Source organism: Variovorax sp. P2_H12, from assembly GCF_056403395.1.
The window spans coordinates 49,407-74,446 of sequence record NZ_JBFUFO010000004.1 but is presented as its reverse complement, the minus strand read 5'-3'; the positions used below and the strand labels follow the sequence as shown (position 1 = coordinate 74,446).

The following is a 25,040-nucleotide window of genomic DNA, read 5'->3' as shown; positions in this document are numbered from 1 at the left end:
TTATGCGGCCGTCATCGCGGAAAAGGCGTACAAACAGCAGCTAGTTTCAGCGCCGCCGGCCTAAATTGCGGTTCATGAACGCTCCGATCTCCCCCAGCCAGCTGCGCGCCCTGATCGACATGCCCCTGCACGACCCCGATCCCGTGGAAACCGCCGAATGGCGCGAGGCTTTCGATGCGCTGGCGCAAGCCCACGGGCCGGAGCGCGCGCGCTGGATGCTCGACGAGCTCGCTCGCCTGGCGCGGGCCCGGCGCATCGGCTGGCAGCCCGAGCTGGCGACCCCCTACGTCAATACCATCGCGGTCGACGACCAGCCCGCGTTCCCCGGCGACCTCGCGATCGAGGAGCGCCTTGCCTCGCTGATGCGCTGGAACGCGCTCGCGATGGTGGTGCGCGCCAACCAGGCCTATGGCGAACTCGGCGGCCACATCGCGAGCTATGCCAGCGCGGCCGACCTGTTCGAGACCGGCTTCAACCACTTCTTCCACGCGCGCACCGACGCCGAGCCGCGCCGGGCCGCCCCAAGCGGCGAGCGCCCCCCGAGGGGGGGCAGCGACCCACACGAAGTGGGGGAGCGTGGGGGGCAACACCTTGGCGATCTCGTCTTCTTCCAGCCGCACAGCGCGCCCGGCGTGTATGCGCGCGCCTTCCTCGAAGGCCGGCTGAGCGAGGACGACCTCACGCACTACCGCCAGGAGCTGACCGCGCCCGCCTTCACCGAAGGCCAGGGCGCGCGCGGCCTCAGCAGCTATCCGCATCCGTACCTGATGCCGGACTTCTGGCAGTTCCCGACCGGCTCGATGGGCATCGGGCCGATCAGCTCGATCTACCACGCGCGCTTCATGCGCTATCTCACGCACCGCAACCTGTTGAACTGCGAAGGCCGCAAGGTCTGGGGGGTGTTCGGCGACGGCGAGATGGACGAGCCGGAATCGATGAGCGCGCTCACGCTGGCGGCACGCGAGAAGCTCGACAACCTGGTGTGGGTGGTCAACTGCAACCTGCAGCGCCTCGACGGGCCGGTGCGCGGCAACGGCCGCATCATCGACGAGCTCGAGAAGCTGTTCGCGGGGGCCGGCTGGAACGTCATCAAGCTGGTCTGGGGCAGCGACTGGGACGGTCTCTTCGCGCGCGACATCGGCGGTGCGCTGGTGCGCGCCTTCGCCAACACGGTCGACGGCCAGATGCAGACCTTCGCGGCCAAGGACGGACGCTACAACCGCGACACCTTCTTCGGCCAGGACGAGGCGCTCGCGCGCCTGGCGCAGGGCATGACCGACGAGCAGATCGACCGCCTGAAGCGCGGCGGCCACGACCTCGTGAAGATCCACGCTGCCTATGCCGCCGCGGCCGCGCACCGCGGCCAGCCGACCGTGATCCTGGCCCACACCAAGAAGGGCTACGGCATGGGCAGCGCGGGCCAGGGCAAGATGACCACGCATTCGCAGAAGAAGTTCGAGGACACCGACCTGATCGAATTCCGCAACCGCTTCAACCTGCCGCTCACCGATGCCCAGGCCACCTCGCTCGCCTTCTACAAGCCGGCCGAGGACAGCCCCGAGATGCGCTACCTGCTGGACCGGCGCGCCGGACTCGGCGGCAGCATGCCGCGCCGCGTGACCGATTGCGAGCCCGTTGCCAAGCCCGGCATCGCGGCCTACGCGCAGTTCGCCGTGGCGGCCGCCGGCAAGGAGATGAGCACCACCATGGCCTTCGTGCGCATGTTGGGCAACCTCATGAAGGACCCCGTCCTGGGCCCGCGCATCGTGCCGATCGTGGCCGACGAGGCGCGCACCTTCGGCATGGCCAACCTGTTCAAGCAGGTCGGCATCTATTCGAGCGTGGGCCAGCGCTACGCGCCCGAGGACATCGGCTCGGTGCTTTCGTACCGCGAAGCCACCGACGGCCAGATCCTCGAAGAGGGCATCAGCGAGGCCGGCGCGATCGCGAGCTGGACCGCCGCGGCCACCAGCTACAGCGTGCATGGGCTGGCGATGCTGCCGTTCTACATCTACTACTCAATGTTCGGCTTCCAGCGCGTGGGCGACCAGATCTGGGCCGCGGCCGACCAGCGCGCGCGCGGCTTCCTGCTCGGTGCCACGTCGGGCCGCACCACCTTGGGCGGCGAAGGGCTGCAGCACCAGGACGGCGCCAGCCACCTGATCGCCGCGACCATTCCGAACTGCAAGGCCTACGACCCGGCCTTCGCGGGCGAGATGGCGGTGATCGTCGATGCCGGCATCCGCGAGATGATGGTCGAGCAGAAGGACGTCTTCTACTACGTCACCCTCATGAACGAGAACTACGCGCAGCCCGACCTGCCCGCGGGCGCCGAGGCCGACGTGCTGCGCGGCTGCTATCGCTTCGACGACTGGCGCGGCGCGCAGCCGGCCACGGCGCAGGTGCAGGTGACGCTGCTCGGTTCCGGTGCGATCCTGACCGAGGTCGTCAAGGCGGCGCAGCAACTCGCCGAGCAGGGCATCACCGCGGAGGTCTTCAGCGTCACCAGCTGGAGCGAGCTCGCACGCGACGGCCGCGCCTGCGAGGAACGGGCGCTGGCGGGCGATGCGGAACCGGGCACGCCTTTCATTGCGCGGCAGCTTGCGGCCGGCCGCGGCCCCGTGATCGCCGCGACCGACTATGTGCGCACGGTGCCCGAGAGTGTTCGCGCCTTCCTGCCCGAGGGCCGGCGCTTCCTGACGCTCGGCACCGACGGCTTCGGCCGCAGCGACACGCGCGCCGCCTTGCGCCGGTTTTTCGGCGTCGACGCGCAGAGCATCGTGCGCGCGGCACGGCACGCGCTCGCATTGCGCTGAGGCCTATGATGTCGCGCGCGCTGCGCGAACCTTCCTAGGACCCCTCATGAAAAAAGCAGGACTCATCGGCCTGGGCGCCATGGGCGCAGGCATTGCCGCCACGCTGCGCGATCGCGGCCATGAAGTGCACGTGTGCGACGCGCGCCCCGGTGCGGCGCTGCGCTTCGCCGAGGCCGGCGGCGKGGCCTGGGCCACGCCGGCGCAGGTGGCGGCTGCCTGCCAGGTCGTGATCTCGGTGGTGGTCAACGCCGCGCAGACCGAAGCGGTGCTGTTCGGCGAAGGCGGCGCCGCCGCGGCGATGAAGCCCGGCAGCGTGTTCGTGATGTGCTCGACCGTCGACCCCAACTGGTCGATCGCCCTGGAAGGCCGTCTGAACGCGATCGGCATCCAGTACATCGACGCGCCGATCTCCGGCGGCGCCGCCAAGGCCGCGAGCGGCCAGATGACCGTGATGAGCTCGGCCCGGCCCGAGGCCTATGCACTCGCCGACGCGGTGCTCGAAGCGATGGCCGGCAAGGTCTACCGCCTGGGCGACCGCGCCGGCGTGGGCAGCAAGGTGAAGATCATCAACCAGCTGCTGGCCGGCGTGCACATCGCGGCCGCGGCCGAGGCGATGGCGCTGGGCCTGCGCGAGGGCGTGGCGCCCGAGGCGCTCTACGAAGTCATCACGCACAGCGCCGGCAACAGCTGGATGTTCGAGAACCGCATGGCCCACGTGCTGGCGGGCGACTACACGCCGCTGTCGGCGGTCGACATCTTCGTCAAGGACCTCGGGCTGGTGCTCGACACCGCGCGCGCCAGCAAGTTTCCGCTGCCGCTCGCCTCCACCGCGCACCAGATGTTCATGCAGGCCTCGAGCGCCGGCTTCGCCAAGGAAGACGACAGCGCGGTGATCAAGATCTTCCCGGGCATCGCGCTGCCGGGCTCTTCGTCGTCCTGATCGCGTCTTAACATCTCGCCCATGCCCCGATTCGCCGCCAACCTCTCGATGCTCTATCCGGAGCTCGACTTTCTCGATCGCTTCGAAGCCGCCGCCAAGGACGGGTTTCGCGCGGTCGAGTACCTGTTTCCCTACGCCTGCGCGCCGCATGAGCTGTCGGCGCGGCTGTCGGCCAACGGCCTGCAGCAGGTGCTGTTCAACGCACCGCCGGGCGACTGGGAGCGTGGCGAGCGCGGCCTGGCCTGCCTGCCCGGGCGCGAGGCCGAGTTCCGCGACGGCTTGCACAAGGCGATCGAGTACGCGATCGCGCTGGACTGCCCGCGCGTCCATGTCATGGCCGGCCTGGTGCCCGAGGGCGTCGATCGCGAGACGGTGCAGCCGACCTATCTGGCCAACCTGCGCTGGGCCGCGGTCGAAGCGGCCAAGGCCGGACGCGACCTGCTGATCGAGCCGATCAACACGCGCGACATCCCGAGGTTCTTCCTGAACCGGCAGGACCATGCGCACGAGATCGTCGAGGCGGTCGGCGCGCTCAACCTGCAGGTCCAGATGGACCTCTACCACTGCCAGATCGTCGAGGGCGACGTGGCGATGAAGATCCGCAAGTACCTGCCCACCGGCCGTGTCGGCCACTTCCAGATCGCCGGCGTGCCCGATCGCAACGAACCCGACGCCGGCGAGCTGAACCACGCCTACCTGTTCGACGTCATCGACGAGGTGTCGGCCCAATGCGGCTGGCAGGGCTGGGTCGGCTGCGAGTACCGGCCGCGACGCGGCGCGGTCGCCAACGGCACGTCCGCCGGACTCGGCTGGCTGCGGTCCCTGCCGCGCTTGTCGCGCGCATGACGGCGCGCATGACGGCGCGCCTGACGCTCGAAGCCGTTCGCATCCCGCCGCGACTGCGGGCGTTCCCGGCGGGCGATGCCGAGGTCTTCGATGTCATGCTGGCCGGCGCGCAGGTCGCGGCCGTCGCGCCGAGCCGGCAGCCGGCGCGCGGCACCCTGCTGAGCGCGATGGTCGACGCCCATGCCCATATCGACAAGAACTACACGGTGCGGGAGGCCGGTGCGGCCGAGGGCAACCTGTTCGCGGCGATCGAACGCATGGCGGCGCATCGCGCGGGCTGGACGGCGCAGACGCTGCGCACGCGCATGCAGCGCGCGCTCGACGAAGCATGGCGCGCGGGCACGCGCGCGCTGCGCACGCATCTGGACTGGGGCGGCGCCGAGGCGCCGGTCTCGCTGGCGGTCTTCGCGCAGCTGCGCGATGAATGGCGCGGCCGCATCGAGCTGCAGTTCGTCGCGCTGACGCCGCTCGACCTGTTCGCCGATGGCGATGCCGGCGAACGCGCCGCGTCGGCGGTGAAGCGCGCGGGCGGCGTGCTGGGCGCCTTCGTCTACCGCAACGAAGGCATCGTGCACAAGCTCGGGCGGGTCTTCGACCTGGCGCAGGCGCACGGCCTGGCGCTGGACTTCCATGTCGACGAAGGGCTCGACGCGGATGCGACCGGCCTGCGCACCATCGCGCAACTCACGATCGCCCGCGGCCTGCGCGGCCGGGTGACCTGCGGCCACGCCTGCTCGCTGGCGGTGCAGGACGACGCCGGCGCCAACGACACGCTGGCGCTGTGCGTGCAGGCGGGCATCCACCTGGTCGCCCTGCCCAGCACCAACCTCTACCTGCAGGGCGCCTGGGACCGCACCCCGGTGCAGCGCGGCATCACGCGCCTGCGCGAAGCCGCGGCGCACGGCCTGCGACCGAGCCTCGCGACCGACAACGTGCAGGACGCCTTCTATCCTTACGGCGGCTACGACCTGGTCGAGACCTTCGGCCTGGGTGTGCAGATGGCGCACCTCGCGCCGGCCGCCGACTGGCTCGACGCCATCACCGTGAGCCCGGCGCGGGCGCTGGGGCTGGACTGGGACGGGCGCATTGCACCCGGCTGCCCGGCCGACCTGGTGCTGCTGGCCGCGACCGACGAATACGAACTGCTGGACCCGCGCGGCCGACGGCGCACCGTCATCCGCGCCGGCCGCGCCCTGGAGAACAACGAATGAGCATGGGCAAACCGATGGCCAACTACGCGGCCGCCAAGCGCGTCGGGGACTTCGTCTTCATGAGCGGCGTGGTCGCGGTCGATCCGTCGACCCGGCGGGCCGTGGCCAGCTACGAGGACATCCCCGACGCGGCGCGCGCGGCCCTGCGCACGCTCGGCTATGCCACCGGCCAGATGTCGGTCGACGTCTTCGAGGCGGCGATCGTGGCCCAGAGCTGGTTCGTGCTCGAGCGCATCCGCCAGATCGCGGCCGAGCATGGCGGCACGATGGACGACGTGGTGAAGCTGGTGCAGTACTTCCGCCGCCTGCCCGACTACGCGCCCTACAACCGGGTGCGCGGCCTGTTCTACCCGGGCGAGCCGCCGGTCAGCACGGTGGTGGAGGTGTCGCGCTTCCTGCCCGGGGACGAGGTGCTGGTCGAGGTCGAAGCGACGGCGTACCTGCCGCAGCGCTGATCAGGCGGGCGCCGGGCCGCCAGCGCGGCGAAGTCCGCGCTTCGCACGGACGGGCGGCCTGCTGCTTCCCCCTCGGGGGGCAGCGACCCACACGCAGTGGGGGAGCGTGGGGGCTCAGGCCGGCGCCGGGCCGCCCCAAGGCGGCCTGCGGCCCCCTCGGGGGGCAGCGACCCACACGCAGTGGGGGAGCGTGGGGGCTATTCAGTGCGGCTGGCCCAGCTGCTCGAGCACCGCGGGGTTCTCCAGCGTGCTCACGTCCTGCGTCACGACCTCGCCCTTGGCGAGCGTGCGCAGCAGCCGGCGCATGATCTTGCCGCTGCGCGTTTTCGGCAGGTTGTCGCCGAAGCGGATGTCGCGCGGCTTGGCGATCGGGCCGATCTCCTTGCCCACCCAGTTGCGCAGTTCGTCGGCGATCCGCCGTGCCTCGTCGCCGGTGGGCAGCGGGCGCTTGAGCACCACGAAGGCGCAGACCGCCTCGCCCGTGGTGTCGTCCGGGCGGCCCACCACCGCGGCCTCGGCCACCAGGTCGGTCATGGCCACCAGGGCCGATTCGATCTCCATCGTGCCCATGCGGTGGCCGCTGACGTTGAGCACGTCGTCGATGCGGCCGGTGATCGTGAAGTAGCCGGTCTTGCTGTCGCGCACCGCGCCGTCGCCGGCCAGGTAGTAGCGGCCCTGGAACTCGTCCGGGTAGTAGCTGGTCTTGAAGCGCTCCGGGTCGTTCCAGATGGTGCGGATCATCGACGGCCAGGGCTTCCTGACGACCAGGATGCCGCCCTGGCCCCAGGGCAGTTCGTTGCCGGCCTCGTCCACCACGGCGGCGTCGATGCCCGGGAAGGGCAGGGTGCAGGAGCCCGGCACCAGCGGCGTCACGCCGGGCAGCGGCGTGATCATGTGGCCGCCGGTCTCGGTCTGCCAGAAGGTGTCGAGCACCGGGCAGCGGCCGCCGCCCACATGCCGGTGGTACCACTCCCAGGCCGCCGGATTGATCGGCTCGCCGACCGTCCCGAGGATGCGCAGGCTGCTCAGGTCGTAGTTGCGCGGATGCACCGCGTCGTTGGCCTCGGCCAGCTTGATCAATGAGCGGATCGCGGTCGGGGCGGTGTAGAAGACGCTGACCCGGTGGTCCTGGATCATCTTCCAGAAGCGGCCGGCGTCCGGGTAGGTGGGCACGCCCTCGAACACCACCTGCGTCGCGCCGATCGCCAGCGGGCCGTAGGCGATGTAGGTGTGGCCGGTCACCCAGCCGATGTCGGCGGTGCACCAGAACAGGTCGTCGGGGCCGAGGTCGAAGGTCCACTGGCAGGTCAGCGCCGCATGCAGCAGGTAGCCGCCGGTGGCGTGCTGCACCCCCTTGGGCTTGCCGGTGGAGCCCGAGGTGTAGAGCAGGAAGAGCGGGTGCTCGGCGTTCACCCATTCGGGTTCGCACACCGGCTCCTGCGCGGCCGCGAGTTCGGCCATCCACTGGTCGCGCGGCGCCTGGAAGGGCACCGCGGCGCCGGTGCGGCGCGTCACCAGCACGTGGCGCACGCTGTCGCAGCCGCCCAGGCCGATCGCCTCGTCGACGATCGCCTTCAGCGGCAACTGCTTGCCGCCTCGGACCTGCTGGTCGGCGGTGAGCACCATCACGGCGCCGGTATCGGCGATGCGGTCGCGCAGGGAGGGCGCCGAGAAGCCGCCGAAGACGACCGAGTGGATGGCGCCGATGCGGGCGCAGGCCTGCATCGCCACCACGCCGTCGATCGACATCGCCATGTAGATCACGACCCGGTCGCCGCGGCGCACGCCCAGGGACTTCAGCACGTTGGCGGTGCGGCAGACGCGCGCCAGCAGCTCCTCGTAGCTGATCCGCGTCACGGCGCCGTCGTCGGCCTCGAAGACGATCGCGGTCTTCTCGCCGAGGCCGCTTTCGACGTGGCGGTCCAGGCAGTTGTAGGACGCGTTGAGCGTGCCGTCCGCGAACCACTCGAAGAAGGGCGCGCGGCGCGCGTCCAGCACCTGGGTGAAGGGTTTCTTCCAGGTGACGAGTTCGCGCGCCAGCCGTCCCCAGTAGGCCTCGGGATCGGCCTCGGCCTCGGCGACCAGCCGGTCGTAGGCGGCGCGGCCCGAGATCCGGGCCTGGCGCACGGTGGCCTCGGAGGGTTCATACGGCGTGAGAGGTGCTGCGGGGGAAAGGGTCGGGTCCATGGCGTACTCCTGAGGTGAGGCGTGCGGGTTGACGCAGGTCATGCTTGACTGCGACGAGGTGTTCAACAATTCACAGCCATAGGATGTCCGACGAACATTGCAGGAGACACATCCAAAGATGACGAATGTTTGCAGCCCCCGCGGGAGGCCCCGGTGATCCGCGCGCCGGCGCCTGCGCCGGCCCCCCTGGAGCGCTATCTGACGCTGCAGACCGGGCTCGACCTGCTGGACCAGGGACTGTCGATCTTCGACGGCGACCTGCGCCTGGTGGCGTGGAACCGCGCCTACGTCCGCCTGCTCGGCTTCACGGACGAAATGGCGTACCTCGGGGCGCCCTTCGAGAGTTTCATCGGCTACAACGCCCGGCGCGGCGAGTACGGTCCGGGCGACCCGGAGCGGCTGGTGGCCGAACGGGTGGCGGCCGCGCGCCACTTCGCGCCGCACGAGATCGAGCGGGTGCGCCCCGACGGGCGGGTGCTGCGCATCCGCGGCGAGCCGGTGCCGGGGCATGGTTTCGTGACGCTCTATTCGGACATCACCGAGCAGCGCCGCGCCGAGCAGATCATCCGCCGCCACAACGCTGAACTGGAGGACCGGGTGGCGTCGCGCACCACCGAACTGCAGCGCAGCGAAGAGCGGGTGCGGCTGATCATGGACTCGATCCCGGCGCTGGTGGCCTATTTCGACCACCGGCGCGTCTACCGCTACCTCAACCGCGGCTACCACGACTGGTTCCGCGTCGACACCACGCGGCCCGAATCGGTCAGTGCCAGGGTCTTCCTGGGCGATGCGGTCTACGCGCGGATCAAGCCGCAGGTGCTGCGCGCGCTCGCCGGCGAGACGCAGAGCCTGGAGTACGAACTCCAGACCTGCGACGGGCGCCGCCTGTGGGTGCGCACCTCGCTGGTTCCGCAGCGCAGCGCCGAGGGCGCCGTCGTCGGCTGCTTCGAGCTGACCTTCGACATGACGCAGGAGCGTCGCTCGCAGGCACTGCTGGCACGGGCCCAGAAGCTCGAATCGCTGGGTCGCCTGACCGGCGGCCTGGCGCACGACTTCAACAACATCCTGACGGTCGTGATCGGCAACCTGGCGGCGCTGGCGGAGGCCCGGCCCGCCGATCCGGCGCTCGGCGAGTACGTGCAGCCGGCGCTCGACGCCGCGCGCCGCGGCGCCGACCTGGTGCGGGGCCTGCTGAGCTTCGCGCGGCGCCAGCCGCTGCAGGCGGCGGCGGTGCATGTGGGCGCGCTGGTCGACACCGTCGCCCGATTGGTGCGGCGCTCGCTGCCGGAAACCCTGCGGCTCGACATCGACGTCGGCGAGGTGCCGCTGTGGACCTGGATCGATGCCACGCTGCTCGAGCAGGCGCTGTTGAACCTGGTGCTCAATGCCCGCGACGCCACCGGTCCCGAAGGCCGCATCACGCTGCGTGCGCGCCGCGCCCATCTCGACGCCGCGGAGGCCACCCCGCTGCAGCTGTCCGCGGGCGACTGCGTGTGCATCGAGGTCGAGGACGACGGCGCCGGCATGGATGCCGACACCCTGGCGCACCTGTTCGACCCCTTCTTCACCACCAAGCATCCGGGCCGCGGCACCGGGCTCGGCATGGCGGTGGTCTACGGCTTCATCAAGCAGTCGGGCGGCGCCATCGATGTGCAGAGCGCGCCCGGGCGCGGCACCACGGTCTCGGTGTGGCTGCCGGCCTCCGAGCCCTCGCCGGCCGACGGCGCGGCCGACGCCGACGGCGAAGCCGCCGGGCGCCCGGCCGCGTCGATGGGATTGGCGCTGCTGGTGGATGACGACGCGCAGGTGCGACGCGTGATCCGGCGCAGCCTGCTGGAACTGGGCTATTCGGTGCTGGAAGCCGACGACGGCGCCGCCGCGCTGAGCCTGCTCGAACACACGCCGGACATCGCGCTGCTGCTGTCCGACGTCGTGATGGCGGGCGGCATCGACGGCCGCGCGGTGGCGCGCGCGGCGCGCGAGGGCGGCCGGGCGCGCGCCGTGGTGCTGATGAGCGGCTATGCGCCGGGCGACCTGTCGCTGCAGACGGATTTCCCGATGCTGACCAAGCCCTTCGGCACGGCACAGCTGGCGCAGGCGATCCAGGAGGGCGTGAGATGACCGAGCACCGAAGCGCAGGCCTGAACCACCGTTCGGCCACCGACGAGGCGACACCGCCGTCGCTGGTCTTCGTGATCGAGGACGACCCGGCCGTGGCCCGGCTGGTGCTCTCCACGCTCGGCGAGTTCGGTTTCAACTGCGAGGGCTTCTCGAACGGCGCGAGCGTGCTTCGGCGGCTGCAGGTCGAGAAGCCCGACCTCTGCATCGTCGACCTCGGCCTGCCCGACATGGACGGCATCAACCTCATGCGGCGCATCACCGCGGCATCGAATGCGGGCGTGCTGATCCTCACGGGCCGCGGCCATCCGGCCGACCGCGTGATGGGGCTGGAACTCGGCGGCGACGACTATGTCACCAAGCCCTTCGAGGCGCGCGAGCTGGTGGCGCGGGTGCGCAGCATCCTGCGGCGCCGCAGCCTGGCGCCGGGGCAGGCCACCGGCCAGCGGCGCTACGCATCCTTCCTGGGCTGGCGCATCGACTGCGCGGCCAACGTGCTGCGCGCGCCCGACGGCAGCGAGCACCTGCTGGGCACGGCCGAGACCCAGGTCCTGCGCTGCTTCGTCGAGCGCCCGCACCAGATCCTCACGCGCGAGCAGCTCATGGGCGCGCGTGACCTGCTGCCGACCGACCGCAGCATCGACGTGCGAATTTCGCGCCTGCGCCGAAAAATCGAGCGGGACCCGCACGATCCGGCGATCATCAAGACCGTGTACGGCGCGGGCTACCTGTTCGCGGCGAATGTCGGCTGGGAGTGAGCCAGCGGCATTCGCCTCGCATTGCATCGCAATGTGACGAATGATTGCATCGCGCCCCGCACGCGCAGGCCTCATCCCAGAATCATCCCAACCGATGTCCAGGAGACCAATCATGAGCGACCCCGTGGTGGAGAAGATCCAGTCGAACCCCAAGTACCTCGAGCTGCGACGCAAGCGAAACCGCTTCGGCTGGTGGCTCACGGCGCTGATGATGGTGGTGTATTACGGCTACATCGCGCTGATCGCGTTCAACAAGCCCTTCCTCGCGCAGCCGATCGGCGGCGGCGTGACCACCATCGGGATTCCGATCGGGCTCGGCGTGATCGTCTTCACGATCCTGATCACGGCCTTCTACATTCGCCGCGCCAACGGCGAGTTCGATCGCCTCACGGCCGAGATCATTCGCGAGGCCACGCGATGAAAGCCCGCCACCTCACCGTTGCCGCGCTGCTGGTCGGCGCCTGCACCCTGGCCTCGGCGGCCGGTGCCGATCTCGGCCAGGCCGCCAAGCAGCCGACCAACTGGATCGCGATCGCGATGTTCTCGGGCTTCGTGCTGCTGACGCTGTGGATCACCAAGTGGGCCGCCTCCAAGACCAAGTCGGCGGCCGACTTCTACACCGCCGGCGGCGGCATCACCGGCTTCCAGAACGGCCTGGCGATCGCCGGCGACTACATGTCGGCGGCTTCCTTCCTCGGCATCTCGGCGGCGGTGATGGCCACCGGCTACGACGGGCTGATCTACTCCATCGGCTTCCTGGTCGGCTGGCCGGTCATCACCTTCCTGATGGCCGAGCGGCTGCGCAACCTGGGCAAGTTCACCTTCGCCGACGTTGCCGGCTACCGTTTCCGGCCCGGACCGATCCGCGCCTTCGCGGCCTCGGGCACGCTGGTGGTGGTGGCCTTCTACCTGATCGCCCAGATGGTGGGCGCCGGCCAGCTGATCAAGCTGCTGTTCGGGCTCGACTACTGGGTGGCGGTGGTGATCGTGGGCGCGCTGATGATGGTCTACGTGCTGTTCGGCGGCATGACCGCCACCACCTGGGTGCAGATCATCAAGGCGGTGCTGCTGCTGGCCGGCGTGAGCTTCATGGCGCTGATGGTGCTGGCGGCCTTCAATTTCAGCCCCGAGGCGCTGTTCGCCAAATCGGTCGAGGTGCGCACGAAGATCGCGGCCAATGGCGGCAAGAGCCCGGCGGAGGCCGCGGCGATAGGGCTCGGCATCATGGGCCCGGGCGGCTTCGTGAAGGACCCGATCTCGGCCATCTCCTTCGGCATCGCGCTGATGTTCGGCACCGCCGGACTGCCGCACATCCTGATGCGGTTCTTCACGGTGCCCGATGCCAAGCAGGCGCGCAAGTCGGTGTTCTGGGCCACCACCTGGATCGGCTACTTCTACCTGCTGATCTTCATCATCGGCTTCGGCGCCATCACGCTGGTGCTGACCAACCCCGAGTTTGCCGACGTCGCGACCGGCATCATCAAGGGCGGCGGCGGGGCGGCCAACATGGCGGCGGTGCTGGTGGCCAAGTCGGTCGGCGGCAACGTCTTCTACGGCTTCATCTCGGCGGTGGCCTTCGCCACCATCCTGGCGGTGGTGGCGGGCCTGACGCTGTCGGGCGCCTCGGCGGTGTCGCACGATGTCTATGCGACGCTGATCAAGAAAGGCAAGGCCGACAGCCGGGCGGAGCTCAAGGTGTCGCGCATCACCACGGTGGCGCTGGGCATCGTCGCGGTGCTGCTGGGCATCGCCTTCGAGAAGCAGAACATCGCCTTCATGGTGTCGCTGGCCTTCGCGGTGGCGGCCTCGGCCAACTTCCCGGTGCTGTTCATGTCGGTGCTCTGGAAGGATTGCACCACGCGCGGCGCGGTCGTCGGCGGCTCGCTGGGGCTGGTGTCCTCGGTGGCGCTGACCGTCGTCTCGCCGTCGGTGTGGGAGGCCACGCTGGGCCATCCGGTGGGCTCGGCCTGGTTCCCCTATGCCTCGCCGGCGCTGTTCTCGATGACGCTGGCCTTCGTCGGCATCTGGTTCTTCTCGATCACCGACCGCAGCCGCCAGGCGCAGCAGGAGCGGGCCGCCTTCCCGGCGCAGCAGGTGCGCTCGGAGACCGGGCTCGGGGCTTCGGGCGCATCGGGGCATTGATGGATCGCGGCCGCAGCGCGCCCGCCGGGGCCAGGCCGGCGCCGGGCCGCCCCAAGGCGGCCTGCGGCCCCCCCGGGGGGCAGCGACCACACGAAGTGAGGGAGCGTGGGGGCCATCTCACGCCAGTGCGCGCAGCTTGAGGAAGGCCAGTGCCGCCATCACCGCATCGTTCAGCGCATCGTGCGCGGGGCGCTGCGGCAGGTCCAGCGCCGCCATGATGGCGGCGAAGCGCAGGTCGATGTCGCCATTGCGAAGGTGCGGCGAACGGCGCCGGTTTACGTGGTCGTAGTAGAGCGCCGAGACCTCGATCTTCGGCTGCGGCAGCCCCATGCCCAGCATCGGGAACAGCACCCGGTCGATCATCGCGACGTCGAACTCGAGGTAGTAGCCCACCAGGGGCCGGCTGCCGATGAAGTGCATCAGGCGCTGCACCGCGGCGTCGGCCGTCAGGCCCTGCGCCAGGTCGCGCTCGCGCAGCTGGTGCACGCGCACGCTGCCGGCGGCGACGCTGCGGCGTTCGGGCCGCACCAGCAGCTCGAGCCGCTCGCTGCACATCACCCGGTTGCCCTCGATGCGCACTGCGGCGATCGCGACGATCTCGTCGCGCCGTGGGTCCAGCCCGGTGGTCTCGCAGTCGATCGCCACCCACTCGTCGGCGGGCGGCGGATCCCACATGAAGCGAAAGCGCGGATCGCCCAGGTGCTGGAGCAGCCACCAGCGCTTGAGGGCGGAGAGCCAGCCGGTCACAGCGCGTCCAGCCGGAAGCTCAGGCGCAGCATGCGGCGGAAGCGCTTGACCACCTCCAGCGTGTCCTTGAGCAGGTCGCGCTCGAGACTGCTCATGCGGGCCGGATCGATCTGGCCCGTCACCGTGTGCCCGGCCTCCTGTTCCGCCAGTCCGGCCTTGAGCCTCAGGCCCATGAAGAAATAGAGGCTCTCGAGCACATCGGTGGCGAGCTCGCGCTCGATGTGGCCGCCGGCGGCCAAGGCCTCGAGGCGCCCCGTGGTGGAGCTCGTGTCCAGGCCCGCGCGCAGGGCCAGGCTGCGCACGCCATGCACGATCGGGAACAGGCCCTGCTTCTTGATGTCGAAGCGCTGCCCGGCTTGCTCGCCGAGCGTCAACAGGCGCTGCCACCAGCGCGGGTCGTCGGCAAAGGCATCGATCGCCGCGGCGAATCGCGCCAGCATGGCGTCGTTGTCGGTGGCCAGGGAGAACAATCGGGCCCGCACGCCGGCCAGCAGCGCGGCGTCGCCGGACACTGCGTGGGCATCGAGGAAGATCGCCAGCGCCATCAGCCGCTCGCCATCGGCTTGCAGCAGCCACTGGCAGGCGCGTTCGCCGAACTCGGCCTGGCTGCCGCGCCACTGCGGATTCGAGACCATGATGCCGCCGGGACATTCGGGGTAGCCGAATTCGATCAGCGTGCGCGTCAGGCGGGCGCAGATCTCGTCCAGGTCGGCTGGCGGCGCATAGCCGTCGCGCAGCAGCAGGCCGTTGTCCTGGTCGGTTTTCAGCAACTGCTCGCCGCGCCCCTCGCTGCCCATCACGAACAGGCAGCTGTTGGCGACCAGCGCCGGCGGCGCGATCAGTTCCCAGGCGCGCTGGAACAACTGGGCGTTGAGTGCCTGCACCAGCGTGGCGATCTGCCCGACCCGGGTGCCGCCGCCGTGCAGCAGGGCGACCAGCTGCGTCACGTGCCGGCTGGCGCGGGCCAGGGCCTCGAGGTTCTGCGCCTCGGCGATCTCGCGGTTGATCAGGTAGGAGTGGTTGGAGAGGAAGCTGAACAGGTCGAGCGCCTCCAGCACGCCCAGGACCTCCCCGCCGCCGTTGCCGGCCATCACGACCACGCGGTGCACCTTGTGCCGCACCATGACGGTCAGCGCGTCGCCGACCGGATCGGCGGCGTTGACGGTGATCAGGCCGAAGCTGCTCACCTCGCGCACCGGCAGCCGGTCCAGCGGGGTGCCCTCCAGCACCGCGCGCTGCAGCGCCGTCACGGTGAAGATGCCCAGGCGCGGCGCGCCGCCGGCCAGGTCGCGCACCAGCACGTTGGTGCTGCGCTCGGCCTGCAGCAGGCGCACGACCGAGAGAACGTCGCAGTCGGCGTCGACGAAGTGCGGCGCCCGCACGGGAATCGCATCGACCCGCGCCAGGGCCAGCGACTGGAGCTCGTGCTGGCCGCGGCGGCCCGCGATGGTGGCCAGCTTGTTCGACAGGTCGGAGAACAGCAGGGCACCGAAGGCCGCGTTGCGTGCGATCAGTTCGTTCACCGCCTCGCGCGCGAGCTGGTAGGCCAGCACCTCCTCGGCCGCCACGAAGCGCCCGCTGACCTGCCCGGCCACCAGGCTGCGGCCATCGAAGGTGTCGTGCGGGCCGAAGCTGGCGACCGGCTCGCTGTCGCCCGGCGCGAACTGCCGCACGAAGCCCTTGATGACGACGAACAGGTGGGTCGGGGCCATGCCGGCCTCGAGGATCGCCTCGCCCTCGCGGAAGTAGGCGATGTCGACCTGCGCGCGCACCCGTTCGCGCTCTTCGGGCGTCAGGCAGTCGAAGGGCGAGTGGTCGAAGTCGAAGGCGCTGGGCATTGCGGGTGTGCGCCGGCAGCGCATGGCTGCATCGGCGTGGACCCGATGATCGACCAAAGGCCGACTTGGTGCCACCCCGCGGCATCAAGCTTTGGCATCCGCGGCCTCTAGCGGACCCCGGCGCCCTTCAGCAGGAACGCGGTCACCTGCTCGATCAGGTAGCGGCGGTCCTTGTCGTCGCTCTCCGGCATTCTCCTGAACAGCGCGACCTGCGTCGCGTGGTCCGCATAGAACTGCGTCACGGCCCACAGATGGAACAGCAGCAGCACCGGGTCCACCGGGTCCATCAGGCCCTGGTCGATCCAGTTCTGGATCACCGCCGCCGCCTGGTCGGTGCGCTCTTGGCTGTGGCCCATCAGCGGCCGCAGCACCGGTGCGCCGCGCATCATCTCGGCCGTGAAGATCCTCGAGCGCAGCGGGTGTTCGAACGAGAACATCATCTTGCGATGGATCAGGTCGCTGAGCACCTTGCGCGGCCCGAAGGCCTCGTCGCTGAAGCCGAAGACGCCGATCCAGTCGTCGATGATCCCCTGCAGCACCTGCCGGTACAGCGCCTCCTTGCTCTCGATGTAGTAGTGCAGCTGCGCCTTCGACAAGCCGGCCTTGTCGGCGATGGCCTGGGTCGAGGCGCCTGCCAGGCCCTCGCTGGCGAACACCTCCACCGCGGCCTGGTGGATCAGGGCCTGCAGCTGGGTGTACTTGCGCGCCCGGCCGCGCGTGGCGGGCGCGTCGAGGGACTCGTCCGACGCATTCGCGGCGTCGCTGTTCGGTGCGGTGGTCATCGGATGTACAGGGTCCCAAGGTGGCTGCAGGGGCAGCTTACAGCTGGATCACCAGCTCCTCGCCCTTGGCGCGCGAGCAGCACAGCGCCACCTTGTGGGCGCGCTCGCTGCCGGTGAGGCAGAAATCGCGATGCTCCGCGCCCTCGCCCTCGCAGCCCACCACGCAGGTGCCGCACAGGCCCTGCTCGCACGACACCGGGATGTCGATGCCGAAGGCATGCAACGCGTCGACCGCGCTCTGGTCGCCGGCCACCGGCACACGGATGTTGCGCTGCGCGAGCCGCAGCACGAAGGGCTTGCCGGTGCCGCCCGCGGCATCGGCGGGGGCCGCGAAGTACTCCGTGTGCACCACGTCCTCGGGCCAGTGGGCGGCCGCTGCGCGAACCGCCTGCATGAAGCCGGCCGGACCGCAGACGTAGAGGTGGGTGCCCGGGTCGTGCCGCGCCAGCAACTGCCTCAGATCGATCTTCTGCGAAGCGTCGCCGGCGTCGAAATGCCGCCGCACGTGCGGCGCCAGTGCCGGCGCGCGCAGCGCCTGCGCAAAGGGCAGGTGCTCCTCGCCGCGCACGAACAGGCAGAGCTCGAAGGCGGCGCCCGAGCGGGTCAGCGCCTGGGCCATCGCCAGCAGCGGCGTCATGCCGATGCCGCCGGCCAGCAGCAGGTGGCGGCGGGCCTCGCCGCGGATCGGAAAGCTGTTGCGCGGCGCGCTGATCGGCAGCAGGTCGCCTTCGCGGACGCGGCCATGCATCGAGGCCGAGCCGCCGCGGCTGTCGGTCTCGCGCTTGACGCCGATCAGGTAGCGCGAGGCCGCGCCGCCGTCCGTGCCGGCGTCGCTGGCCAGCGAGTACTGGCGCGAGAAGCCGCCGGGCATGTGGACGTCGATGTGGGCGCCGGCCTGGTAGGCCGGCAGCGTGCGGCCGGCCGGATGCACCAGCTCGAAGGCCAGGATCTCCGGCGTCTGGCGCGCGATGCGCGCGACCCGCACGGTGAGGGTTCGCTCCACCATGGCCGGATTACTTGGCGGCTGCCTTGCGCAGCTCGACCCCGGTGCCCTTGTTGACGAACTGCGTGGTGTAGGCGTCGCGGTAGTTGAAGTCGGTGGGCTTGTAGAGCCCGGCCGCCACCGTCTTGTCGTAGAAGTCCTTCATGCGCTCGTCGCTGATCGCGCCGATGCCCTTGGTGGCGGCGTCGCCGACGTCGATGTGGGCGCGCAGGATCGGGATCGATTTCTCGATGTAGTCGTCGCTGATGTCCGGGTTGATCTTCTGGATCATCGCGTCGGCCGCCTTGCGGTCGCCGTAGAGGTAGTTGTAGGTGCCGATGTTGGTGGCCTCGACGAAGCGGCGCACCACGTCGGGCTTGGTCTTCACCAGGTCCTGGCGGGTCTCGATCACCATCCCGTAGGTCGACCAGCCGGCGTCGGCCAGCGACAGCACCACCGGCTTGAAGCCGGCCTGCTTCTCGACCGCCAGCGGCTCCGAGGTCGCGTAGGCCTGCTGCACCGCCTGCTTGTCGGCCAGGAACTGCGACAGGCTGTAGTTGTACGGGCGCACCTGCTCGTCGCGCATGCCGTAGGCCTTCTTCATCCATTGCCAGTAGCTGATCTGGCCGTCCTTGGCCAGCAGCACGGTCTTGGCGCGGGCCAGGTCGGCGAACTTCTCGAAGCCCTGGCCCGGGTGGGCGATGATGGCCTGCGGGTCCTTCTGGAAGTAGGCCGCGACGACCACGGTCGGCACCTTCTGCTTGATGTTGTCGAAGGCCATCAGCATGTTGCCGGTCATCAGGAAGTCGACCTTTCCGGCCGGCAGCATCGGCCGGTTGTTGACCTGCGGGCCGCCCTGCTGGATCTCGACGTCGAGCCCGTACTTCTTGTAGGTGCCGTCGGCCAGCGCCTGGTAGAAGCCGCCGTGGCCGGGCTGGGCGCGCCAGTTGGTGGCCAGCACCACCTTGTCCTGGGCGAAGGCGGCGAAGGCGCTGCCGGCGAGCACGGTGGCCAGCAGGCTGCGGGCGATGAAGCGGGAGTCGGATTGCATCGTGGTTCCTCGGGTTGTGTCTCTGTCGGGGTGTTGCGGGTTCAGGCGTCGCGCGCCATGTCGGGGTGCCAGCCGCGCGTCTTGCCGGGGTTCATCAGGCCCATCGGGTCGCTGCGCTTCTTGAAGTCGATCTGCTGCGTGTCGATGGTCTTCATGCCGCCGTCCTCGATGGTGACGACGTGCGGGTTGAAGATCTGGCAGCCGCCCTGCGATTCGATCTCGCGCATCACCTCGTACTGGTGGGCCTCGCCCTTCCAGCGCACGAGCAGGATCGAGAAGGTGCCGTACTCGCCGCCGGCGCGCGCGAACTCGTGGTGCTGCAGAACGTCGTCGCCGAAGATCTCGATGTGGCGGTCGACCACCGCGGGGTCGAAGGGCTGGGCGTAGGCCACCTGCAGGTAGGTCCAGCTGCGGTCGACCTTGAGCGCCTGCAGCGTCGTGTGGTTGTAGGCGCATTCGTAGGCCGGCGGCAGGCCGGCCGCCTGCAGCTCGGCCTCGGTGCCTTCGAGCGAGACGCGGCCGCCGTGCGCCGCGACCAGCGCGCGAAAGGCCGGCATCGACCCGGGCGCGACCATCGCGAACATCGCATGGCGGTCGGGCGGGAAGTGCTCGCCCAGCGTCGCGTAATAGGGCGAGAAGCGCGCATCGACGGCGGACAGCAGGAACAGCTCCAGCGCCGGCGTGCTCGCGGCCACGCCGAAGTCCAGCACCCGCCGGTAGCTGTCGAACAGCGCGATGCAATGCACCCATTCGACCGCCGGGCTCAGCGCCACCTCGACCTCGGTCAGGATGCCGTTGGTGCCGTAGGCGTGGTGCACCTGCTGGATCTCGTCGCCGTGCAGCTCGATGATCCGCGGCTCGCGCTCGACGGTCATGATGCGCGCGCGCAGCAGGTTGCCCGGATCGCGCAGGATGCCGTGGCGGATCGAGCCGATGCCGCCGAAGCCGCCGGCAATGAAGCCGCCGATCGAGGCCACGTGCCAGGTCGAAGGCCACATGCGCAGCGCCTGGCCGGTCTCGGCCGCCGCGAGCTCGATGTCGTGCATGCGGGCGCCGGCCTGCACCCGCACGCGGCCGTCGCCGATCTCGAGCACGCGGCTCATCGGCGTGACGTCGAGCACCAGGCCGCCCTCGAGCGGCACGCACTGGCCGTAGTTGCCGGTGCCGCCCGCGCGCACCGTGAGCGGCAGCTTCCACTTCGCGGCCACGGCCGCGGCCTGGCGCACGTCGTCCTCGGTCGAGACCCTGACCACCAGGTCGGCCACGCAGCCGGCGAGCTGCTCGGTCAGGATCGGGCTGTACCAGTAGAAGTCCTTCGAGAGCTGCTTGCGCTGGCTCGCCGAATCGATGACGTTGAGGCCGCGCAGGTCGCGCCGGACGGCGTCCCAGTCGACGGCGCCTGTTTCAGGAAGGCTGTCTCGTTCAAGAACAATCGAATTCATCATGTGTTTTTCAAGTGGCTCGCAGCCGTGGGTTCCCATTCCCTTCGTGGAACACCGCGGAACCGGCAACGCCTGGCCGCTGGTGTTGCCCCCGGCAGGGGGTGGGCGCCCGGACACGAAGTGCCGGGCAACCTGGGGGTGAGCTACCTTTCCCTCCTCATTTCGCTCTCGTGCCAGTGGCCCAGAACGGCGCGCGACAGCGCGGCGAACACGATGAAGATCACGATGCCCAGCAGGGACACCAGCAGCAGTGCCGCGAACATCATCGGGATCTCGGTGCGGAAGCTCGATTCGAGGATCCGCGAGGCCAGCCCGGTCTCGCGGCCCGCGGTGCCGGCCGTGAACTCGGCCACCACGGCGCCGACCAGGCTCAGGCCGCCGGCGATCTTGAGGCCGGCCATGAAGTAGGGCAGCGCGCTGGGCGCCAGCAGCAAGCGGAAGGTCTGCCAGGGGGAGGCCTTGTAGAGCTGGAACAGGTCGCGCAGGTTGCTGTCGGCGCTCTTCAGGCCGATGACGGTGTTCGACAGGATCGGGAAGAAGGCCACGATCCAGGCGCACAGCAGCAAGGCCGCGGTGGTGCTCGACACGTAGATCAGGATCAGGGGCGCGATCGCGATGATCGGTGTCACCTGCAGGATCACCGCGATCGGGAACAGGCCGATCTCGACCCACTTGAACAGCGCGAAGGCGATCGCCAGCAGCACGCCGCCGACGATCGCCGCGGCCAGCGCGAGCAGCGTGAGCTTGACCGTGAACCACAGCGCGCTCGACAGCGTGTCCCAGTTGTCGATCAGGGTGGTGAAGATCAGCGACGGCGCCGGGATGATGTAGTGCGGCACATGGTTGACGCGCACCAGCACTTCCCACAGCGCGAGCAGGCCGGCGACGATCGCGATCGGCACCGCGATGCGCAGCAGCGACTCGCGCCGCCGCAGCCGCTCGTCGCGCGCCTGCAGCTGGGCGGCCGAGGGCGCGTCCTGCAGCTGCGCCAGCGCCGGTTGCTCAGTGATCGATGTCGACGCCATGGAGGGCTCCGTGCAGGGATTGCGACACCGCGGTGCAGTGTGCGTTGTAGCGGGTGGAGGTGCGGAAGGCTTCGCCGCGCGGGTAGGGTTCGTCGATGCGGATCTCGTCGATCACGCGGCCCGGGCGCGGCGCCATCACCACGATGCGGTTCGACAGGTAGACCGACTCGTAGACGCTGTGGGTGACGAAGATCACCGAGAAGCGGTGCTCGCGCCAGATCGCCAGCAGGTCGTTGTTGAGCTTGATGCGGGTCATCTCGTCGAGCGCGGCGAAGGGCTCGTCCATCAGCAGCAGGCGCGGCCGCGTGACCAGCGCCCGCGCGATCGACACCCGCATCTTCATGCCGCCCGACAGCTCGCGCGGATAGACGTCGGCGAAGCGCGAGAGGCCGACCATCTCGAGCACCTGCGCCACCACCGGCGCCGCTTCGTCGCGGCCCATGCCGGCGAGCTTGAGCGGCAGCCAGACGTTGTCGAACACCCTGGCCCAGGGCATCAGCGTCGGCTCCTGGAACACGAAACCGAGCTCGCGGTCGCTGGTCGAGGCGACGCTGTTCGCGGCCGACCAGGCCACCTCGCCCGAGCTGATGCGGGCCAGGCCGGCGATCAGGCGCAGCGCGGTGCTCTTGCCGCAGCCCGAGGGGCCGAGGAAGCTGATGAAGTCGTGTTCGCCGCAGTCGAGCGTCATGCCCTGCAGCGCGAGGGTGCCGTTGGCGAAGCGCTTGCTGACGTTGCGCAGGCTGACCAGCGGCGGCGTGGAGGGCGTGGCTTCGGCCATGCTCAGCGCCAAGCCGGTTCGTTGGCCAGCCGCTCGATCGGGAAGCGATGGACTTCCTGCAGCAGCTTGACGAAATTCCGCCCGACGTGGTCGAGCACCGCCTGGCCCTTGGCCGCGGTGGCGAGCGTGGCATCCCCGGCCGCACCGGCCGGATTGATGTCGTGCATCTGCCAGCCGAGCTTGCCGGTGGGGGTGATCGAGAGGAACCGGTTCTCCTTCGCCAGGTCTTCGGTCAGCGAATGGAAATTGCGGAAGTTCTCGGGCCGCACGTGGTCGGGCGTCAGATGCAGCATCACCGAGCTTTCGAGGTCGCCCGCGTGCACGCCGTGCCGGCCTTCGTGCGCCGTGAAGAGGCCCTCGGGCAGACCCAGCGTGTACCAGTTGGCCGCCACCACCATCATGTCGTGCGACTCGCGCAGGTCGCGCGCGACGATGTCCATCACCGCCATCTGGCCGCCGTGGCTGTTGTAGAGCACCAGCTTGCGCACGCCGGCGCGGGCGACGCAGGTGCCGATGTCCTTCCATTGCGCGATCAGCGTCGAGGCTGACACCGTCAGCGTGCCCGGGTAGCGCGAATGCTCGTTGCTCTTGCCGTAGGCCACGGTGGGCAGGAACAGCACCGGCAGGTCGTCCGGCAGATGCGGGATCGTCGCGCGCACCATGCCGTCGATGGTGGCGGTGTCGGTGGACATCGGCAGGTGCGGTCCGTGCTGCTCGGTGGCGCCCACCGGCAGGACGGCGATCAGCCGCGAGCGGTCGAGGCGGGAAAACTCTTCGCTGGTCAGGTCGGACCAGTAGCGGCTGCGCGGGCGGGCGGAACTCATCAAGCACCTCGTTCGTCGTGAAGGTGCCTAAATTATCCACTCGGTAAAGAAAGAGTCTTAGCGTTTACCCGGAAAGTCGCCACAAAGCCAAGGCCAGGAATAGCGCGGAACCGTCTCCGCCGGGGCGCTGGTATGGCCCCCGGAAAGGGGGGTGATCTTGATCATTCGGTCAAATACGCCAGGCAATCTCGTGCCGCGCCTCCAGTCGGCCGAGCCGCTCGTCGATCTGTCGGGCCAGGGCGCCTTGCTCCGCCTCGGGGACGCCGCGGATGCCGATCGTGACCAGGCTGCCGTGCACCGCGTTCGCGCCCACCTCGACCTGGAAGCCGCCGGCCTGCGGAAGGTCGGCCAGCAGCTGGGTCACCACGCGCCGCGCGGCATCCCAGCGCAGCGCGGGCTTGAAGATCTTGCCCACGGCCGTCAGCGGCATGGGGTCGACAAAGAGGACGTTCACCGGCACTGCGGCACGCTCGGGCGTGCGTGCCCGGACGAAGTCGAGCAACGCCGCCTCGTCGAGCGCCGCGCCGGCCTTCAATTGCACATACGCGACGGGCATCTCGCCGGCACGGATGTCGGGCTGGCCGACGACCGCCGCCAGCGCGACGGCGGGGTGCTGGAAGAAGACCTCCTCGATCGCCAGCGGATCGATGTTGTGGCCGCCGCGGATGATGAGATCCTTGGCGCGGCCCGTGAGCCAGAGATAGCCTTCCTCGTCCAGCCGGCCCAGGTCGCCCGAGTTGACCCAGCCGGGCTCGACGAAGGCCTGGCGGTTGTGCGCGTCGCTGACGTAGCCCTTGAAGACGCCGGGCCCCGACATGGCCACCACGCCGATCTCGTTGACCGCGCAGTCGCCTTGCCAGCGGCCTTCGGCGTCGACTTTCACGATCCGCACCCGGCTGTAGGGGAGCGCGTGGCCCACCGACCCGATGCGCAGCGGGCGTTCGGCGTAGCTCATGGAATGAACGCTGGAAGTCTCGGTCATGCCGTAGACCTCCAGCACCGGCCGGTGCAGCAACTCGCCGTAGGTCTTGCAGACGGCCACCGGAATGGCCGAGCCGCCGCCCGAGACGATCTCGATGCTCGACATGTCGGCACCGCCCACCGGCACGTTCAGCGCGGCGGCGAGCACCGTCGGCACGCCGCCGAACACGGCCGGCCGGTAGCGCTCCACCAGGCGCCACACGTTGCGGACCGCCTGGGGATCGCGCCAACCGGCGGGCGAGACCACCACCAGCGTGCCGCCGGCGCACAGCGTGGCCAGCCCCTGCGTGAGGGCGCCGCCGACGTGGAACAAGGGCAGGCCGAAGAGCAGGGTCCGCCCGCCGCCCACCGGCAGCATCAGGCTCAGCGCCCAGGCCTGGTAGACCTGGTTGGCGTGGCTGTGGCGCACCAGCTTGGGCGAGCCCGTCGTGCCGCCGGTGTGGAAGTAGCCCGCCGTGTCTTCGGCGCTGATGCGGCGCCCGCTGAGCAGGCGATCGGAGGGGCAGGCGTCGATCCGCTGCTCGAAACTGTGGACCGCGCCGGTGCCGTCCGGACCGCCGCGCACGACCACGATGGCTTCGAGCTCGGGCAGCTCGCCGCGAATGGCTTGCACCTTGTCCCAGATGTCGGAGCCTTCCATGGGGCCGAGCGCCACCAGAACCTTGGTCTTCGCAGCACGCAGGATCTCGGCAATCTGGGCGGACGACAGCCAGGCATTCACAGGGTTCGCGATGCCCGCCGCCTGTGCGCCGAACAGGGCATAGAAGCTCTCGGGTATCAGCGGCAGGAGCAGGCTGACGACATCGTTCGGCCCGACGCCCAGGTCGTGGAACAGGTTCGCCGCCTGCGTGACGCGGGCGATGAACTGGCGATGGGTGACCGTGAATGGCGTTTCCTCGGGGTCGCCCCTTGTCAGGAAGTGGAGCGCGGGCTCATCGGGCGCATGCGCCGCGCCAAGCTGCAGCGCCTGGTAGGTGCTTTGCGCAGCGATGCGCTCCATGTAGGGCGTGGCCTCGAAGGTCTTCACCGCCTCCGGAGTGCGCAGCGAAGGGACGTCGGCGCCAATCACACGATCCAGCAAAAACGGACCCACCATGATGTTCCTCCAGGATTCTTG

Annotated in this window: 20 protein-coding genes; 9 read left to right on the top strand and 11 right to left on the bottom strand. The window is 69.8% G+C overall.

Features of this window, described 5'->3' with window-relative positions; translation table 11 throughout:
- Window positions 1-74 precede the first annotated feature (74 nt).
- From aceE to AC1DYK_RS03915, 5 genes are read left to right on the top strand one after another with little or no spacing between them, the layout of a single operon-like run.
- Window positions 75-2,816, top strand: a complete 2,742-nt coding sequence (gene aceE / locus AC1DYK_RS03935; protein ID WP_478165063.1) for a pyruvate dehydrogenase (acetyl-transferring), homodimeric type — start codon at window positions 75-77, stop codon at window positions 2,814-2,816.
- A 46-nt stretch (window positions 2,817-2,862) separates the two neighbouring features.
- Window positions 2,863-3,756, top strand: coding sequence for an L-threonate dehydrogenase (ltnD, locus tag AC1DYK_RS03930; RefSeq protein WP_478165062.1), 894 nt, complete (start codon window positions 2,863-2,865; stop codon window positions 3,754-3,756).
- 21 nt (window positions 3,757-3,777) lie between these two features.
- Window positions 3,778-4,602, top strand: a complete 825-nt coding sequence (otnI, locus tag AC1DYK_RS03925; protein WP_478165061.1) for a 2-oxo-tetronate isomerase — start codon at window positions 3,778-3,780, stop codon at window positions 4,600-4,602.
- Between the two features lie 8 nt (window positions 4,603-4,610).
- Window positions 4,611-5,813 carry an amidohydrolase family protein gene (locus AC1DYK_RS03920; RefSeq protein ID WP_478165060.1) on the top strand — a complete coding sequence of 401 codons (1,203 nt, stop codon included), beginning with the start codon at window positions 4,611-4,613 and terminating at the stop codon, window positions 5,811-5,813.
- Window positions 5,810-6,268 carry a RidA family protein gene (locus AC1DYK_RS03915; protein WP_478165059.1) on the top strand — a complete coding sequence of 153 codons (459 nt, stop codon included), beginning with the start codon at window positions 5,810-5,812 and terminating at the stop codon, window positions 6,266-6,268. Before AC1DYK_RS03920 ends, AC1DYK_RS03915 begins: the two co-directional genes overlap by 4 nt.
- Before the next feature lie 201 nt (window positions 6,269-6,469).
- Here AC1DYK_RS03915 and acs read toward each other — a convergent pair whose 3' ends face one another.
- Entirely contained in the window at window positions 6,470-8,455 is a 1,986-nt protein-coding gene (gene acs / locus AC1DYK_RS03910; protein WP_478165058.1) for an acetate--CoA ligase, read from the bottom strand.
- A gap of 153 nt (window positions 8,456-8,608) precedes the next feature.
- Here acs and AC1DYK_RS03905 point away from each other — a divergent pair, with 153 nt between their 5' ends.
- The 4 genes from AC1DYK_RS03905 (at window position 8,609) to AC1DYK_RS03890 (ending at window position 13,473) form a co-directional block, all read left to right on the top strand.
- Window positions 8,609-10,576 carry a hybrid sensor histidine kinase/response regulator gene (locus AC1DYK_RS03905; protein WP_478165057.1) on the top strand — a complete coding sequence of 656 codons (1,968 nt, stop codon included), beginning with the start codon at window positions 8,609-8,611 and terminating at the stop codon, window positions 10,574-10,576.
- The gene (locus tag AC1DYK_RS03900) at window positions 10,573-11,331 is read left to right on the top strand and encodes a response regulator transcription factor (RefSeq protein ID WP_478165056.1); all 759 of its coding nucleotides are present in this window, start codon (window positions 10,573-10,575) and stop codon (window positions 11,329-11,331) included. Before AC1DYK_RS03905 ends, AC1DYK_RS03900 begins: the two co-directional genes overlap by 4 nt.
- Window positions 11,332-11,443: 112 nt before the next feature.
- Window positions 11,444-11,752 (top strand): DUF485 domain-containing protein, encoded by a 309-nt coding sequence (locus AC1DYK_RS03895; RefSeq protein ID WP_442284308.1) that lies wholly within the window; start codon window positions 11,444-11,446, stop codon window positions 11,750-11,752.
- A complete protein-coding gene (locus tag AC1DYK_RS03890) occupies window positions 11,749-13,473 on the top strand; it encodes a cation acetate symporter (protein WP_478165055.1) in 1,725 nt (574 codons plus the stop codon). Before AC1DYK_RS03895 ends, AC1DYK_RS03890 begins: the two co-directional genes overlap by 4 nt.
- Window positions 13,474-13,590: 117 nt before the next feature.
- On the opposite strand, the gene AC1DYK_RS03885 is transcribed toward AC1DYK_RS03890, so the two are convergent.
- The 10 genes from AC1DYK_RS03885 to AC1DYK_RS03840 all read right to left on the bottom strand — a co-directional run bounded on the left by AC1DYK_RS03885 (window position 13,591) and on the right by AC1DYK_RS03840 (window position 25,019).
- Window positions 13,591-14,220 (bottom strand): 3'-5' exonuclease, encoded by a 630-nt coding sequence (locus tag AC1DYK_RS03885; RefSeq protein WP_478165054.1) that lies wholly within the window; start codon window positions 14,218-14,220, stop codon window positions 13,591-13,593.
- Window positions 14,217-16,058, bottom strand: coding sequence for a putative nucleotidyltransferase substrate binding domain-containing protein (locus AC1DYK_RS03880; protein WP_478165053.1), 1,842 nt, complete (start codon window positions 16,056-16,058; stop codon window positions 14,217-14,219). Before AC1DYK_RS03880 ends, AC1DYK_RS03885 begins: the two co-directional genes overlap by 4 nt.
- Before the next feature lie 107 nt (window positions 16,059-16,165).
- Entirely contained in the window at window positions 16,166-16,840 is a 675-nt protein-coding gene (locus tag AC1DYK_RS03875; protein ID WP_478165052.1) for a TetR family transcriptional regulator C-terminal domain-containing protein, read from the bottom strand.
- Between the two features lie 37 nt (window positions 16,841-16,877).
- The gene (locus tag AC1DYK_RS03870) at window positions 16,878-17,846 is read right to left on the bottom strand and encodes a PDR/VanB family oxidoreductase (protein WP_478165051.1); all 969 of its coding nucleotides are present in this window, start codon (window positions 17,844-17,846) and stop codon (window positions 16,878-16,880) included.
- Between the two features lie 7 nt (window positions 17,847-17,853).
- Complete coding sequence (locus AC1DYK_RS03865) at window positions 17,854-18,873, bottom strand: ABC transporter substrate-binding protein (protein ID WP_478165050.1); 1,020 nt, start codon at window positions 18,871-18,873, stop codon at window positions 17,854-17,856.
- A 41-nt stretch (window positions 18,874-18,914) separates the two neighbouring features.
- Complete coding sequence (locus AC1DYK_RS03860; protein WP_478165049.1) at window positions 18,915-20,315, bottom strand: FAD-binding oxidoreductase; 1,401 nt, start codon at window positions 20,313-20,315, stop codon at window positions 18,915-18,917.
- A 143-nt stretch (window positions 20,316-20,458) separates the two neighbouring features.
- Window positions 20,459-21,340 carry an ABC transporter permease gene (locus tag AC1DYK_RS03855; RefSeq protein ID WP_478092415.1) on the bottom strand — a complete coding sequence of 294 codons (882 nt, stop codon included), beginning with the start codon at window positions 21,338-21,340 and terminating at the stop codon, window positions 20,459-20,461.
- Window positions 21,318-22,118: an ABC transporter ATP-binding protein gene (locus tag AC1DYK_RS03850; protein WP_478165149.1), complete on the bottom strand. Its 801-nt coding sequence runs from the start codon at window positions 22,116-22,118 to the stop codon at window positions 21,318-21,320. The genes AC1DYK_RS03855 and AC1DYK_RS03850 overlap by 23 nt, the downstream gene beginning before the upstream one ends.
- A gap of 2 nt (window positions 22,119-22,120) precedes the next feature.
- Entirely contained in the window at window positions 22,121-22,942 is an 822-nt protein-coding gene (locus AC1DYK_RS03845; RefSeq protein ID WP_478165048.1) for a creatininase family protein, read from the bottom strand.
- A gap of 169 nt (window positions 22,943-23,111) precedes the next feature.
- Window positions 23,112-25,019 (bottom strand): acyl-CoA synthetase, encoded by a 1,908-nt coding sequence (locus AC1DYK_RS03840; RefSeq protein ID WP_478165047.1) that lies wholly within the window; start codon window positions 25,017-25,019, stop codon window positions 23,112-23,114.
- Window positions 25,020-25,040: the final 21 nt, after the last annotated feature.